The sequence below is a fragment of the Enterococcus bulliens genome (assembly GCF_053761865.1).
Genome location: NZ_JBSMXK010000003.1, coordinates 67860 through 84455, shown reverse-complemented (window position 1 = coordinate 84455; position 16596 = coordinate 67860). Strand labels below are relative to the sequence as shown.

The following is a 16596-nucleotide window of genomic DNA, read 5'->3' as shown; positions in this document are numbered from 1 at the left end:
TCTTGTTACAAAATAAACAAGTCGGTAAAGAAGAATTGAACTGTGCTAAAATAAACAGTAAGTTCTGATACTGAACATGAGAAACGAGGATGGTAAATGAAAGCTTTATTAGTATTTTTATTGATATTTTCCGTTGTGGTAGTGGTCCACGAATTTGGTCATTTTTATTTTGCAAAACGTGCAGGGATTTTGGTTCGTGAATTTGCGATTGGGATGGGACCTAAAATCTATTCTCACCGTGGAAAAGATGGAACGCTCTATACGATAAGATTGCTTCCTTTAGGTGGATATGTACGAATGGCAGGTTTTGAAGAAGAAGAAGAATTAAAGCCTGGGATGGTCGTTGGTCTGGTTACCGATAAAGATGAGCACGTGCTAAAAATCAATACAAGTAAAAAAGTCAATTTGACACAAGCGATCCCTTTAGAAATTATGCAATATGACTTGCTTGATCAGTTGACAATTACGGGATTTGTTAATGGGAACGAACAAGACGAGCGAACATTTACCGTGAGTAAGACGGCAACGATCATTGAAGAAGATGGTACTGAGCTAAGAATTGCACCAAGGGAAGTTCAATTCCAATCGGCTAAATTATGGCAACGTATGCTGACGAATTTCGCAGGTCCGATGAATAACTTCATTTTATCATTTGTTATTTTTACGGTGTTGGCTTTTGCTCAAGGTGGTGTTCAAGATCTCAACTCTACAGTAATTAGTGGTGTCGGATCAGACACTCCTGCACAAGCAGCAGGACTAAAAGCTGGTGATAAGATCACGAAGATCAATGATACGACAGTGACAGATTGGGCAGAACTCACGCAAGCAATCCAAGCAGCAAATGATCAAACACTGACAATTCAATATGAGCAAGCAGATCAGACCAAAGAAGCTATCGTGACGCCAAAAAAAGTAGAACAAAATGGACAAACGCTCTATCAAATTGGTATTTCTGCACCAATCAATACAAGTACGTCTGCGAAACTAATCGGTGGTGTGACGATGAGTATCGAAAGTTTTACTCGGATCATTAAAGCACTGGGATCTTTAATTCAAAACTTTAGTTTGGATAAATTAGGTGGCCCAGTAGCTATTTTTGAAATCTCTTCTCAAGCAGCTACGCAAGGATGGATGACCGTATTAAGTGTTATGGGATTGATCTCAATGAATCTAGGTATTTTTAATCTATTGCCGATCCCAGCTTTAGATGGTGGAAAACTGGTATTAAACGTTATTGAAGGTATACGAGGAAAACCGTTGAGTCAAGAAAAAGAAGGCATCATTACGTTGATAGGGTTTGGTTTAATGATGGTATTGATGGTGTTAGTCACTTGGAACGATATTCAACGATTCTTCTTTTAAAATGGGGAAAATGAAGGAGTAAAGATGAAGCAGTCGAAACTATTGATTCCAACGCGACACTGTGCTGAAGAGATCGACACGATCAGTGAGCGTTTGTTGGTTCAAGCAGGGTATGTGACAAAGTTAGCAACAGGAATCTACGCCTATCTGCCACTAGCAGAACGCGTAATCGAAAAAATCAGTCAAGTGATCGAACAAGAACTCAGTACACGAAATAGTATCAAAATGCGCATGCCGAATCTATTGCCACAAGAATATTCATTAGAAGAGTGTGCTAGTCAAGCAAGTGAGAATCTTTTTTCAGTAAATGATGCTGCAAGCGAAACCTATATGCTCGCACCAGCACACGAACGTTCATTTATGGAACTGATCATGAAAGAAGTACGATCGTATAAAGAATTGCCACTTTCGCTATTTCAAACGCAAATGAAGTATCGCGATGAAGCAAAAAAACAACGAGGATTGATCGATAGTCGTGAATTTTTAATGACAGACGTCTATTCTTTTCATGCTGACCAAGCAAGTTTAGATCAATTTTATCGGGAGATGGAAGAGAGTTTAGAACGCATCTTAATAAAATGCGGACTATCGTTTAAAGTCGTAAATGGTGCAAGCAAACGAATCGGTGCACGTGCACTGAGAGAATTTTTGATTCCAACACCAATCGGACAAAAAATTTTTTGCTATGCGAGTGAAGGCGCATATGCTGCGACTTTGACGGTTGCTACAAGTGATACCATCACAAAAAAATCACATGCAACGTATCAACCATTAGAGAAAACGACTGTCTTCGATCTACAAGAAGCTCCTTTAGATCAGACGATCAAACCGCTCTTTTATCTGATCAATGAAACGATTGTCGTCTTGTTATTGCGTGCAGATCACTTATTAAATGAAGAAAAAGTAAAACATTTTTTTCAGCAAAAACAAATCACGGCATTAGGTGAGCAAGAACTGCTTGATTTGATTCCTGATTTTAACGATAAAGAGATCTTTGAGATTATTGCGCGTTTTGAGGTCTTCGCTGATCCAAGTTTGGCTGATCTGGTCAATGCACAATTGAGCAGCCATACGCTCGATTTGGCTTATCGCCATGTAAATTTTGGTCGTGAGCTTATCGTGACACGATTTTTTGATATGCAATTGGTCAAAGAAGGCGATCTAGCACCTAATGGACAAGGGATTTTACATTTTGATCGTGGGATTTCTGTTGCCCAAATGACAAAATTAGCACCTGCATATGCGAGTCAAGTCGGTGCTGTTTTTCTAGATGATCAAGCACAAACGCAAACCTTGAATATGGGCTATTATGGAATAGGTCTTACACGGATATTTGCTTTGATCGTCGAAATGTATGCCAGTGAAGGGAAGATGTGTTGGCCACAAGTAATCGCACCTTTTGATGTCCACATCCTACCTTTAGATATTCATGACCCTTTTCAAGTAGAACTTGCCAAACAATTAGCACGTGAGTTAGAACAAGCAGGGTATGATCTATTAATTGACGATCGCGACGTTGAGTCGGCGACGAAACAACAAGATGCATCACTGATCGGTTGTCCGATTCAATGTACGATCAGCAACAAAGCTGTAGAAGGAGTTATTGAATTGGAAATCAAGGCAAAACAAGCGATACTAGAAGTTCGGAAAGAAGAAGTTTTGTCTACCTTGTCGATTTTGTTACAATCAGAATAAGAAACTAGAAAGAGTTCGACTCTTTCTAGTTTTTTTGTTGAAACATGCTATACTGAAAGAACGCGGAATTTGCAAAAAAAGAATCAAGGAGGGAATTTTTTTGGCGGAAACACAAGAAAGATTTAAAGTATTATTGGAGCAAATCCAACTGCCACTTGCTGATCAGCAGCATCCCTTAATGCAAGATGCACATATCACAGAAGTATTCGTCCATACGCAATCCAAGCATTGGGCCTTTCATTTTTTATTTGACGATCTTTTGCCAGTCGACTTATATCAACGGTTCGTCCAGCATTTAGAACTTGCGTTTAAAGAGATTGCGACGGTAAGTGTCACGATTGCTTGTCAAGAAGCTACGGTGACAAAGGAATTGATCGAAGCATACTGGTCAACTGTCTTATTACAAAAAAATTGTGAAACACCATTTGTACAACGGGTAGTAGCCAATCAACCGATTACATATGAAAACAATCAACTGACTGTTTTAGTGAGCAATGAATCGGTCATACCGATGTTGACTCAACAATATTTTCCACTGATCCAACAAAATTATGTGGCATTAGGTTTTCCCAAGTTAAAACTTGTTGCAACGGTCGACACTAAACAAGCGACCGAGGAATTGCGTGCTCATCAAGAACGGATGCAAGCGCAACAAGAAGAAGCGATGCGTCAAGCGGCACAATCGATCGCAGCGCATGAACAAAAGAAAAAAGAAGAACCAAAACAAGCTTTGTCTGGTCCAATCGTTTTAGGACGCAATATTCCTAAAGATGAGGCCATTATGCCTATGGGCAATATCTTAGAAGAAGAGCGACGCATTACGATCGAAGGCTATGTATTTGATACCGAAGTACGTGAATTGCGTTCAAAACGAAAAATTTTAATTTTGAAAATGACCGATTATACCTCTTCTTTTATCGTGAAAAAGTTCTCGAACAATGAAACAGATGAACAAATGTTTGAAGCGATCAAAAAAGGAAGTTGGCTAAGAGTTCGTGGAAGTATCCAAGAAGATACTTTTATGCGCGATTTGGTTATGAATGCGCAAGATATTTGCGAAGTGAAACATGAAAGTCGTAAAGATTATGCACCTGAAGGTCAAAAGCGGGTGGAATTGCATGTTCATAGTAATATGAGTCAAATGGATGCGACCAATTCAATCAAAGATTATGTGAACCAAGCAGCAAAATGGGGACATAAAGCGATCGCAATCACTGATCACGGCGGAGCACAATCATTCCCAGATGCCCATCATGCTGCGAAAAGCGCGGGAATCAAAATGGTATATGGTGTTGAAGCCAATATTGTAGATGATGGTGTACAAGTGGCTTATAATCCTCAAGCTGTCGATTTAAACAATGCGACGTATATCGTATTCGACGTGGAGACAACTGGACTGTCAGCTGTCTACAACTCAATCATTGAATTAGCAGCAGTGAAAATGCACAAAGGCAATATCGAAGCATCATTTGATGAATTCATCAATCCAGGACATCCACTATCTAAGACAACAGTCGATTTAACCGGGATCACAGATGAGATGGTTCGTGGTTCGAAAAGTGAAGAAGAAGTATTGCGTCTCTTTCGTGAATTTTCAGAAGGTGCGATTTTAGTTGCTCATAATGCGTCGTTTGATATGGGATTTTTGAATACTAGCTATAAGAAGTACGGCATTCCAGAAGCAGATAATCCGGTTATCGATACGCTAGAGCTTGCGCGTTATCTCTATCCACAGTTTAAACGTTTTGGATTAGGGGTATTGACAAAAAAATTCGGCGTTAGCTTAGAACAACATCACCGAGCGATTTATGACGCGGAAGCAACGGCACATTTAGCATGGATCTTTATCAAAGAAGCGATGGATAAGCATCAAATGCTCTTACATCAAGAGTTGAATCGACATGTTGGTGGCGAGAACAGTTACAAATCGGCTCGTCCTTTTCATGCAACACTTTTGGTTCAAACGCAAGCAGGATTAAAAAATCTATTTAAATTGATTTCGATGTCCAATATCGATTATTTTCATGATAAAGTCCCACGAATCCCACGTTCAGAATTAACGAAATTGCGCGAAGGGATCTTGGTCGGTAGTGGTTGTGACAAAGGGGAAGTTTTTATTGCGATGATGCAAAAAGGGGTCGAGGCTGCAGAAAAATTAGCAGAGTTCTACGATTATATCGAGATCATGCCAAAACCAGTTTATGCTCATTTGATCGAACAAGAATTAGTAAAAGGCGAAGCAGATCTAGAAGAAATCATTCAAAATCTAGTCGATATCGGTCAAAAATTAAACAAACCTGTGATCGCAACCGGAAACGTGCACTATTTGAATGAAGAAGATGCGATTTATCGTAAAATTTTGATCAATTCGATGGGAGGAGCCAATCCTCTAAACCGTCACAGTTTACCAAAAGTCCATTTTCGAACGACCGATGAAATGTTGACCGAATTCCAATTTTTAGGAAATGATCTTGCCCAAGAAGTCGTCGTTGATGCACCGAACGCTTTAGTTGAACAGTGCGAAGAAGTCATTCCGGTAAAAAATGAATTGTATACACCGAAAATTCCAGGATCAGAAGAAGAAATTACGGAATTGAGTTATTCTAAGGCTAAAGAACTCTACGGTGATCCTCTACCAGATGTTGTACAAAAACGTTTGGAAAAAGAATTGAATTCGATTATCGGTAATGGCTTTTCCGTGATCTATTTGATTTCTCAAAAACTGGTGCATAAGAGTAATGAAGACGGGTACTTAGTTGGTTCGCGTGGCTCTGTAGGGTCGAGTTTTGTCGCGACGATGACAGGGATCACAGAAGTAAATCCTTTAGCTCCACATTATTATTGTCCGGATTGTCAATATTCAGAGTTTTATGAAGATGGGACATTTGGTTCTGGTTTTGATATGCCGGAAAAAGTCTGTCCAACGTGTGGCAGTCATTTGAAAAAAGATGGTCATGATATCCCGTTTGAAACCTTTTTAGGATTCCATGGTGATAAAGTGCCCGATATCGATTTGAACTTTTCTGGAGAATACCAACCACAAGCGCATAATTATACGAAAGTATTGTTTGGAGAAGACTATGTCTATCGAGCTGGAACGATCGGTACGGTAGCTGATAAAACGGCGTATGGTTTTGTGAAAGGGTACGAACGTGATCATAATCTACATTTTAGAGGCGCAGAGATCGACCGTCTAGCCAAAGGGGCAACTGGTGTGAAACGGACGACTGGACAGCATCCAGGGGGAATCATTGTTATTCCTGACTATATGGATGTCTATGATTTTACGCCGATCCAATATCCTGCTGATGATGTCAATTCAGAATGGAAAACGACCCATTTTGATTTCCATTCGATCCATGACAATATTTTAAAACTAGATATTTTAGGACACGATGATCCAACCGTGATCCGAATGTTACAAGATCTATCTGGGATCGATCCTAAAACGATTCCGACAGACGATCCAGAAGTGATGCGGATTTTTGAAGGAACCGAAATCTTAGGAGTGACACCTGAGCAGATCTATTCTAAAACAGGAACGCTAGGTATTCCAGAATTTGGTACACGTTTTGTTCGCGGAATGTTAGAACAAACCCATCCTTCGACATTTGCAGAATTATTACAGATCTCTGGATTATCTCATGGAACGGATGTATGGCTAGGAAATGCTGAAGAATTGATCCGTCGTGGGGAATCTACATTGGCTAATGTAATCGGGTGTCGTGATGATATCATGGTCTATTTGATCCATGCTGGTCTTGATGATGGCTTAGCCTTTAAAATTATGGAAAGTGTCCGTAAGGGAAAAGGGATCCCTGATGATTGGCAAGAAGAGATGCGTAAACAAGATGTACCGGAATGGTATATCGAGTCGTGTTTGAAAATCAAGTACATGTTCCCTAAAGCCCATGCGGCAGCATACGTTTTAATGGCATTGCGAGTAGCGTATTTCAAAGTGTATTTTCCTATTTTATATTATTGTGCATATTTTTCGGTACGAGCGGATGATTTCGATTTAGTCGCAATGAGTAAAGGAAAAGATGCGGTCAAAGAACGAATGAAAGAAATCACGGATAAAGGCTTAGATGCTTCGACAAAAGAAAAAAATCTGTTGACAGTATTGGAGCTATGTAATGAAATGTTAGAACGTGGTTTCGAATTTGGAATGATCGATTTGTACAAGTCAGATGCTGAGAATTTTGTGATTGACGGCAACCGATTACTGGCTCCGTTTCGCGCGGTCCCAAGTTTAGGGTTAAGTGTGGCCAAACAAATCGTTGAAGCACGAAAAGATGGTCCATTTTTATCAAAAGAAGACTTGGCTAATCGTGGAAAAGTATCGAAGACATTGATCGAATATATGACAGACAATGGTGTATTAAAAGATTTACCAGATGAAAATCAGTTGAGTCTATTCGATATGTTTTAAAAAGAGGCTGTGACAGAAGTAGTCAGCTCTAATAAGCTGCATCATTTCGATAATAGTGTTATCTATTTCGGTCATGATGCGGCTTATTTAAGTAACAGCTCCTTCTAGAACACCTAAAAAAAGAAGCCATGGCAGAAATCTGCCATAGCTTCTTTTTATTTACGTGTGAGTTTCACCACGACTTCACAACGTGCAGTTTGAGGAAACATATCGACAGATTGTAAGTACTCGATGTCAAATTTTTTCGCTAAAGTGTTTAAGTCTCGCGCTAAAGTCGATACATTACAAGAAACATAGACCATTTGTTCAGGTGGATACGCAATCAACGTATCTAGAAGGGTTTGATCTAGTCCAGTACGCGGAGGATCGACGATCAACCGATCGATTTTGATCCCTTGGTTGACCCAAGTAGGAATCCACTCTTCAGCTGTGCCTGTTTCATACAGTGTATTGCGTGCACCTAAACGTTTGGCATTACGTTTAGCATCTTCAATAGCTTGAGGGACGATATCCATTCCAAGTACTTTTTTTACTTGTGATGCAATATTTAAACCGATCGTACCCACACCACAGTAGGCATCGACGACTGTATGGGTTTCATTTAAATCTAAAGCTGCGATCGCTTCTTGATACAGCCGACTCGTTTGCTTAGGATTCAATTGGAAAAAAGCTCTAGGGGATAAATCGAAGGTGACATCATTGATTTGTTCTTCGATGGCTTCTTTTCCCCAAAGATGGAGCGTTTCATCCCCCATGACAATAGAGGTTTTTTTATCCTGGACATTTTGCATGATCGAAACGATCTCAGGAAATTGGGCTGTCAATGCAGCGATCATTGCTTGTTTTTTAGGAAGTTTTTTCGAATTTGTAATAAATACGACTTGTAGCTCATCGGTTTTTATCCCCACACGAACCATTAATGTCCGGACGATCCCACTATTTTTTTGTTCATCATAAATCGGGACATTATATTGTTGTAAAAGGGTAACGATTGCATTGATGACTTCTTGCGTTCGACTTTCTTGTACCAGACAATCATCTATCGCAACAAGATTATGACTATTCGTTTGATAAAGTCCAGCTTGTACTGTATCGTCTTGTTTGCGTACTTGAAACTGTGCTTTATTGCGATAATGCCAAGGATCATCCATCCCGATCGTCGCACGTAAGTCATATTCTTCATAACGGTCGGGTTTAAATTTATGCAAGGCTTGTTTTAAAAGGTCACGTTTAAAGTCAAGTTGTTTGTTATACGCTAAATGTTGCAGCTGACAACCACCGCATTCATCATAAACACGACAAGGAGGCGTGATTCGATCTTTGCTTTTTTTTATAATTTTTTTCAGTTTAGCTTCAGCATAGCGAGGGGTAGCATTCGTGATTGTGGCGGTCACTTCTTCACCTGGAAGCGCACGTGGGACAAATACGATCAGCTTTTTAAAATAGCCGATTCCTTCACCATTAATCCCAAGGCGTTTGATTTTTAGCGGGATCGTTTGTCCCGTTGATACGATTAATTCTGTCATAAGTACTCCTTTAAAAAGTAAATTCGCTTCATTGTACCACAGAAAAGCCGATAGTAAAAAAGTATGGTACACTAGTCAAAGAATCATCAAGGGGGATCAAGTATGAAAATTGTACAGGTAAAAAAATTGAAAAAAAACTATAAAATCCTTTTTGATTCTGGCGATGAATTGATCGCTTCAGAGGATTTTTTAATTACCGCTCATCTATTTAAAGATCAAGAATTCACACCAGAAGAGTTCCAAGCACTTCAAGCTCAATCAGGCTATGACCGAGGCTTACAGTTGGCGATGAATTACATCAGTTACCAGTTACGTACTAAAAAAGAAGTGGATCAGTATTTAAAGGAGAAAGAATTTTCCAGTCAAGATCGACCGAAAATTTTGGCACGCCTAGAAGAATTAAAGGTGATCGATGATCGCTTTTATGCAGAAAGTTTTGTCCGAACACAATTGTCCCTAGGCGACAAAGGGCCTAAACAGCTACAACAAAAAATGAAGGCAAAAGGTTTGGATGATGACACGATTGCATATGGCTTGACGTTTTACACTAAAGACGATGAAGTCGCCTTAGCTGAGGCGGTTGCGATCAAGTTAAATAAACGAATCCATCATAAAAGTCATCGAGAACGATTGCAAAAGATCCGGATGGGATTGATGCAAAAAGGATATGATAGTGCAATCATCGAGCAAGTGATGAGTGAATTAACGCTTGAACTGGATGAAGACGAAGAAGAAGTAGCGCTTGAAAAAGCCGGTCAGCAATTGTTTCGTCGTCACGCACGCTTACCCCTACATCAACGGGAACAAAAAATCAAGCAAGCTCTTTATACAAAAGGTTTTGCTTTAGATAGGATTCAGATATTTTTAGAAAAGGAACGAGAAAATGAAGAATGAAGTCACTTGGTCACAGGAGACAATCGCACAATTTCAACATGAATTTTTAACTTGGTATCATCGACACAAACGCAATCTACCTTGGCGAGTCGATCAAGATCCTTATCGTATTTGGATCTCAGAGATCATGTTGCAACAAACTAGAGTCGATACAGTGATCGATTATTATTATCGCTTTATGGAAAAATTTCCGACGATCGACACTTTAGCAAATGCTCCAGAAGAAGAACTGTTAAAAATGTGGGAAGGCTTAGGCTATTATTCAAGAGCACGTAACTTACAAGTCGCTGCTCGTCAGATCCAAAAAGAGTACCACGGTGTATTTCCCAATACAGTAGAAGCGATCAGTCAGTTAAAAGGGATTGGACCTTATACGACAGGTGCGATTTCAAGTATTGCATTTGGCTTAGTTGAACCAGCAATCGATGGGAATATCATGCGTGTGGTGAGCCGATTGTTTTGTATCGACGAAGATATCGCAAAACCAAGTAGTCGCAAAGTATTTGATGCATATACACGAGCGATTTTATCACCAAAAGAACCTGGAGAAATGAATCAAGCTTTTATGGATCTAGGTTCAGCAATATGTACGCCTAAAAATCCTGACTGCGCTTCATGTCCATTGCAAGCCTATTGCCAAGCTTATCAAGAAAATAAAATGACGGATTTTCCCGTGAAAACGAAAAAAGCAAAACCAAAAGATGTCTATTATCTTGCTGCGGCAGTAGAAAACAACCAAGGAGAATTTTGGTTTGAGCAACGAGAAGATCAAGGGTTGCTCGCTAAAATGTGGCATTTTCCATTACAAGAAGTGGATAAAGAAACCTTTGAACAAGCACGTATACAATTTGCTAAAGAAGAAGTTGAACAGTTGTCACTGATTGCAGAAGAAGAAGATCCTCAAATTTTTGAAACGTTACCAGTAGTCTGGCAAACACGCCATTTAGGTACAGTCAAGCATCTGTTTAGTCATTTACGTTGGCATGTAGTGCTCTTTTATGGTCGTACCCAACAACCCGAACACTTTAAAAATGGACAATGGCTTAGTCAAGATGTGTTAAAAGACTATGCTTTTCCTAAAATCCAGCATAAAATGTGGGATGAAATCGCAAAAAATCAAAAACATTCGCGATAGTGCTAGGCAAAGTTTTTGTTTATTGCTATAATATTGAGTGATATGAGTTTACACTCAAATAAAGGCGTTGATGTTTCGCTGAGGGAAGGATTGCTATGCGAGTTCCAAAAGAAGGCGAGTTTGTAACGATCCAAAGCTACAAACACGATGGCAATTTGCACCGTACGTGGCGAGATACCATGGTATTAAAAACTAGCGAATATTCAATGATTGGCGTCAATGATCACACATTGGTAACCGAATCAGACGGTAGACGTTGGGTTACCCGAGAGCCAGCAATCGTATATTTTCATAAGAAGTATTGGTTTAATATTATTGCGATGATCCGTGAAAAAGGTGTCTCTTATTATTGTAATCTTGCTTCTCCTTATCTATTAGATGAAGAAGCATTGAAATATATTGATTACGATTTAGATATCAAGGTATTTCCTGATGGAGAAAAACGCTTATTAGACGTAGATGAATACGAGTTGCATAAGAAAATGATGCATTATCCAAAAGACATCGATTTTATTTTAAAAGAAAATGTCAAAATATTGGTCGATTGGATCAATAATGGAGAAGGTCCTTTTTCTGAAGGGTACGTAGATATTTGGTATGATCGCTACAAGCAATTGTCGCAAAAATAAAAAAACACTGTCACACTCGTGACAGTGTTTTTTTATAGCCGTTTTTCCATAGTGACATGCTCGATTCCAGCATCTAAAAAAATGGGACCATCTGCACTATAGCCTAAACGTTCGTAGAATCCTTTAGCGCTAAGTTGTGCACCGAGGGTAATCGTAGTAAAACCTTGTTGTCGTAATCTGTCTTCGATAAAACCAATCAATTTTGCCCCAGCACCTTGACTGCGGGCACTTTTTTTGACCGCCATCCATTGTAATTTAGCTTTGGTTTCACTTAAAGGCAAAATACGAGCCGTTACGATTGCTTCATCCTGTTGGTATCCAACAAAGTGGATGGTTTTTGCTTCTAAGTCATTGATCTCTAAATCAGCCGGGACTTGTTGTTCTAAGATAAAAACGGCTTTTCGCAAGGCCAAAGCATCTTGATAGACGGAATCATGTATATTTTTCGTATGGTAAATGTTCATTCGTGTACTCCTTTTGTAGTGGGTCTTCAAATTTAAAAAAACGATGCTGCCAAATAGATTCGTAAAATGCTATAAGTTGTGTTGCTGTCAGATCAGGATGATCTGTCGTTGAACTCGCATTAGGAAATGAATACAAATGAAATCCTAAACCATGTGCAAAATCGATAATTAGCAATGCGAGCATTCATATTCCTTCTTGGTTTCTCTTAGTATACCTTATTCTGTTTAAAAAGTAGGCCTTTTGTACCCAATTTTGATCAAAAAGATGACAAAATTGTTTGGCATCTAATCTAGATTTCGATGGCATAGGATCATAAATTTCTTCATAGTCAAAGAAAACGAAACAACATAAAGTGGTGAAATAGATGGAAACCAATGAGGAAAAGATTCGCACACTTCTTTTATATGGGAAGTTGCTGTTAGAATGTAATTTTGATTTAGCCGAGATTCGTAGTGAGATGTATCATGTAATGGGGCAAATGGATCTCCATCATTTATCGATCTTCATGAACCAAACGAGCTTGATGTTGATCGACAATACGACAGATAATGTCAAAATGATCAAAATCGATACCTATGCGTATAATTTTGAAAAAATCAGTCATATCCACGAGTTAGTGGTGGCCTTGACACTCAAAAAAATGACATTACAAGAATTTTATACAGCATTATTGGCTGTAGATCAGAAAAATTATGCGTTTTCTATTCCAACACAAGTATTTCATGCAGAGATGATCTGTGGAGCGATGTATAGTTTGATCAATGGTTGGTCGATGTTAGTCCTCGCGTCTTTTTTACTTGGCAGTTTTGGGTATTTTTGCTTCTTGACGTTCCAAAAATATTTGAAGATCAAATTATTCACGATTTTTTTATATTCGATTTTGATTACCCTTTGTTCGATGATATGTGTACGTTCATTTGAACTGCCTAACACTTTTGCCTTGATTTTGAGCTGTATGATGCCGTTATTTCCAGGGGCGACATTGGTCAATGCTATTAGAGCAGGGATCAACGGGGATTATATCGTCAGTTTGTCACAAGGAGTAGAAGCAATCAATACTGCCTTAATGTTAGGATTACCAGTTGCATTTTTATTAACGATTACGCTCTAAGGAGGAAATATCGATGTTCTTACGTGCTTTTTTTAGTTTTTTTGTCAGTTCTTCAACAGCGATATTAAATAAAGTCGAGCGAAAGTATTATCTATTGTGCGGCTGTTGCGGTATGGTAACGTCACTTGCTTATAGTAGTGCGTCAGATTATGTTTCGGCACCAATGGCGTCGTTGCTAGCTTGTATTGCGTTGACTGTTATAAGTCAGCTACTTGGTCATCTTGTCGAGCGTCCAAGTTTGATTTTTACGATTTCAGGTATCATGCCGATCGTTCCAGGTAGCCTACTATTTAAAACCTTCAATGCATTAGCTGAAAATGACTATAATCAAAGTTTGAGTTATGGAGCACAAGCAATCTTAGTCGGCGTATCGATCGCACTAGGTTTTTTCTTCAATGAATCATTTGCGGCGATATTAGGGCAATTTAGACATAAAAAAGGCTAACGGGTCTGTTAGTCTTTTTTGATATCAAAAGAATAATGACAAAACTGTTATGTAACAAGACTTGGATTCAATGGTTATTTTTTTTGACGTCCTTTATCCTAAAAAGTGTAAAAAAGAAGACAAGGACGTGATTATTGTGAAAGGATTAACAAAAGAACTGATTCAGGAAATACAGCATAATGTAGAAAGTAAGCAGTATCGTGTTGCCCAAAATGCGGTCACGACGAATGGAATCTTTAAAGCTGCCCAAAATATCCAAGCCATCGATGAAAATTATTTTAATTTCTCAGTCGATATCGACGATCACTTAGTCACCAATCAAAACCACAGTGGCCGTTGTTGGATGTTTGCTTGTTTAAATATCTTGCGCTCACATCTAGAAAAACAATACAATATCGACAATTTTGAACTATCGCAAAATTATCTTTATTTTTGGGATAAATTAGAAAAGGCGAATTATTTCTATCAACATATTTTAGCAACAGCAAATAAAAAATTATCTAGTCGTACAGTCCAATATTTATTGACCACACCACAACAAGACGGTGGTGATTGGAATTTAGTGTTATCAATCGTTGAAAAATATGGACTTGTTCCCCATTATGCGATGAATGAAACAAGTTGTAGCATCGATTCGACAGAACTAAACACAATCTTGAATCGGAAGTTACGAAAAGATGCGTATGCGATCCGTGAGATGGTAGAAAATCATGCAAAACATTGTGAAATCGAGATGTATATCAAGCATCAATTAAAAACAGTGTACACCATCCTGTGCACAGCATTAGGAACGCCTCCAGAACGATTCGATTTTTCGTTCCGGACCAAGGACAATACATTCGAACAATATCCACAGTTGACACCATTAGCATTTTATCAAGATTATCTAGACTTAGATTTGACAGATTATGTAGCACTCATTAACGTTCCAGACGATGCTATGCCATTTAATCAACTGTATCAGGTACAATTATCAGATAATATGGTCGATGGCTTAGCAAATGTGTATTTGAATGTTCCAATCGAACAACTGAAAGCAGCTACGATCGCGCAATTAAAAGCAAGTGAGCCTGTCTTTTTTGGTTGTGACGTCTTGAAATTCTTTGACCGTCAAAAAGGGATCATGTCTTATGATCTATACGATTTTGATGCCTTATTTGATACCAATTTAAACATGCCTAAAGGTCCACGTTTCTTTTATCGTGAAAGCCTCCCAACACACGCGATGGTTATTGGTGGGGTACATATTGTCAACGACGTACCACTTCGCTGGAAAGTTGAAAATAGTTGGGGACGAGAAGTCGGAGATAAAGGATTTTTTGTGATGGACGATGCGTGGATGAGTGAATTTGTCTATGAAGTCGTTGTGAAAAAAGAGTTTTTACCAGAAACATTACGTGGTCTTTTAGAAGAAGATCCAATTGCGTTACCATTTTGGAATCCAATGAATCCTATTGCATAAAAGAAAGGTATGATGAAACATGTGCACAACTGTTCTAGTAGGAAAAAAAGCATCTCGTACTGGTTCAACAATGATCGCGCGCAATGCTGATGCTGAAGAACCGATTCAACCAGTCAAATTTATTCATGTAAAAGCAGATCAAAATGGCAAAGGGACTTATCGCTCTACAGTGTCAGAATACCAAGAAACCTATCCTGAGCATTCGTTAGCGTATCACATGATCCCATTTATCGAAAGTGAACGTCCAGAACTAGGGATTATGGGTGAAGCTGGCATCAATTCGTTGAATATTGCGATGAGCTCGACAGAAAGTATTTTTGGAAATCCATTTGTATTAGCGATCGATCCGTTAACCAAACGGGGGTTAGGCGAAGATTCTTTATTAAATATGGTATTGCCTTATATCCATTCGGCACGAGAAGGTGTCACGTATACAGCTAAAATCATTGCAGAGTATGGTTCACACGAAGGAAATGGGATCATTTTCAGCGACAAAGATGAGATTTGGTATATGGAGATCCCTTGTGGTCATCATTGGGTAGCCGTAAGATTACCAGATGATTGTTGCGCAGTGATCGCCAATCAATCTTTGATCGAGGAAGTCGATTTTACAGATACCCAAAATGTGATGTACTCAGAAGGCATTCAAGAATTTGTGGCGACCAATCACTTGAATCCTGATTATGAGGGCTTTAATTTCCGTCATATTTTTGGAACTAGCTCAAAAGAGGATCGTAAATACAATACAGCACGTGTTTGGTATGGTCAAAAGTATCTAGGGTTAGATACGACAGACCCTACAGCAAGTGATATGCCATTTTGCTTTAAACCAAATCGTTTACTTACTGTAGCAGACGTTGGAGCCGTTTTAAGTTCACATTACGATGAAACTTGCTATGATCCATTTAATGAAACGGATCAGATTCATGCAAAAATGTATCGCCCGATTGCCATGAATCGAACAGCAGAATCACATATTTTGGAAATACGAAACCATGTTCCAGCAGAAATCGCCGCTTTGTTTTGGTTGAATAGTGGACCAACAGCATTTAATCCATACGTACCGTTTTATACCAACAGTGAAGATACTGCTCCAGCATATAATAAAACGTCCAAGACCTATGACAATACACAAGCATATTGGTTATCACGAGAACTTGCAGTGTTAGTTGAACGAGATTATCAAAAATTATCTTATGCCAACTTTGATTATTTGACAGCTGCTGCGATTTTAGCCAACCAATGCGTGGCAGAGACCGATCGTTTGTATCAAGAAAAACCGACGACAGATCCCGTTGCCTTTTTAACAAAACAAAATCAACAAAATGCCGATAAAATGCTAACACTAACTAAAAAACATATTGGTGAATTGATCGAAAAAGGGTTAGCATTATCTAAATTGACATTTGATATTACAAAAGACGTTTAGGAGGGGTTAGG

Annotated in this window: 13 protein-coding genes; 10 read left to right on the top strand and 3 right to left on the bottom strand. The window is 38.8% G+C overall.

Annotated elements, in window-relative coordinates:
- The first annotated feature begins 96 nt into the window (after positions 1-96).
- The 3 genes from rseP to ACWOEC_RS02640 all read left to right on the top strand — a co-directional run bounded on the left by rseP (position 97) and on the right by ACWOEC_RS02640 (position 7489).
- Positions 97-1362 carry an RIP metalloprotease RseP gene (rseP, locus tag ACWOEC_RS02650; protein ID WP_455305761.1) on the top strand — a complete coding sequence of 422 codons (1266 nt, stop codon included), beginning with the start codon at positions 97-99 and terminating at the stop codon, positions 1360-1362.
- Between the two features lie 24 nt (positions 1363-1386).
- Positions 1387-3057: a proline--tRNA ligase gene (gene proS / locus ACWOEC_RS02645; protein WP_455305759.1), complete on the top strand. Its 1671-nt coding sequence runs from the start codon at positions 1387-1389 to the stop codon at positions 3055-3057.
- Between the two features lie 100 nt (positions 3058-3157).
- The gene (locus ACWOEC_RS02640) at positions 3158-7489 is read left to right on the top strand and encodes a PolC-type DNA polymerase III (RefSeq protein WP_455305757.1); all 4332 of its coding nucleotides are present in this window, start codon (positions 3158-3160) and stop codon (positions 7487-7489) included.
- 155 nt (positions 7490-7644) lie between these two features.
- Here ACWOEC_RS02640 and rlmD read toward each other — a convergent pair whose 3' ends face one another.
- On the bottom strand, positions 7645-9015 hold the full coding sequence (rlmD, locus tag ACWOEC_RS02635; protein ID WP_455305755.1) for a 23S rRNA (uracil(1939)-C(5))-methyltransferase RlmD: 1371 nt from the start codon (positions 9013-9015) through the stop codon (positions 7645-7647).
- Positions 9016-9117: 102 nt separating this feature from the next.
- On the opposite strand from rlmD, the gene ACWOEC_RS02630 reads away from it, so the two are divergent.
- From ACWOEC_RS02630 to ntdP, 3 genes are all read left to right on the top strand, one after another.
- Positions 9118-9909 (top strand): RecX family transcriptional regulator, encoded by a 792-nt coding sequence (locus tag ACWOEC_RS02630; RefSeq protein WP_455305753.1) that lies wholly within the window; start codon positions 9118-9120, stop codon positions 9907-9909.
- On the top strand, positions 9899-11044 hold the full coding sequence (gene mutY / locus ACWOEC_RS02625) for an A/G-specific adenine glycosylase (RefSeq protein WP_455305751.1): 1146 nt from the start codon (positions 9899-9901) through the stop codon (positions 11042-11044). Before ACWOEC_RS02630 ends, mutY begins: the two co-directional genes overlap by 11 nt.
- 95 nt (positions 11045-11139) lie before the next feature.
- Positions 11140-11673, top strand: coding sequence for a nucleoside tri-diphosphate phosphatase (gene ntdP / locus ACWOEC_RS02620; protein ID WP_016185709.1), 534 nt, complete (start codon positions 11140-11142; stop codon positions 11671-11673).
- 32 nt (positions 11674-11705) lie between these two features.
- Here ntdP and ACWOEC_RS02615 read toward each other — a convergent pair whose 3' ends face one another.
- Both ACWOEC_RS02615 and ACWOEC_RS02610 read right to left on the bottom strand, forming a co-directional pair.
- Positions 11706-12137 carry a GNAT family N-acetyltransferase gene (locus ACWOEC_RS02615; protein WP_455305749.1) on the bottom strand — a complete coding sequence of 144 codons (432 nt, stop codon included), beginning with the start codon at positions 12135-12137 and terminating at the stop codon, positions 11706-11708.
- Entirely contained in the window at positions 12106-12321 is a 216-nt protein-coding gene (locus tag ACWOEC_RS02610) for a hypothetical protein (RefSeq protein WP_455305747.1), read from the bottom strand. The genes ACWOEC_RS02615 and ACWOEC_RS02610 overlap by 32 nt, the downstream gene beginning before the upstream one ends.
- Before the next feature lie 181 nt (positions 12322-12502).
- Between ACWOEC_RS02610 and ACWOEC_RS02605 the strand changes: the two genes are divergently transcribed.
- The 4 genes from ACWOEC_RS02605 to ACWOEC_RS02590 all read left to right on the top strand — a co-directional run bounded on the left by ACWOEC_RS02605 (position 12503) and on the right by ACWOEC_RS02590 (position 16585).
- The gene (locus ACWOEC_RS02605) at positions 12503-13249 is read left to right on the top strand and encodes a threonine/serine exporter family protein (protein WP_455305745.1); all 747 of its coding nucleotides are present in this window, start codon (positions 12503-12505) and stop codon (positions 13247-13249) included.
- A gap of 13 nt (positions 13250-13262) precedes the next feature.
- Positions 13263-13694 (top strand): threonine/serine exporter family protein, encoded by a 432-nt coding sequence (locus ACWOEC_RS02600; protein WP_297078989.1) that lies wholly within the window; start codon positions 13263-13265, stop codon positions 13692-13694.
- A gap of 127 nt (positions 13695-13821) precedes the next feature.
- Positions 13822-15156, top strand: a complete 1335-nt coding sequence (locus ACWOEC_RS02595) for an aminopeptidase C (RefSeq protein WP_455305743.1) — start codon at positions 13822-13824, stop codon at positions 15154-15156.
- A 19-nt stretch (positions 15157-15175) separates the two neighbouring features.
- Positions 15176-16585, top strand: a complete 1410-nt coding sequence (locus tag ACWOEC_RS02590) for a C69 family dipeptidase (RefSeq protein ID WP_455305741.1) — start codon at positions 15176-15178, stop codon at positions 16583-16585.
- Positions 16586-16596 lie beyond the last annotated feature (11 nt).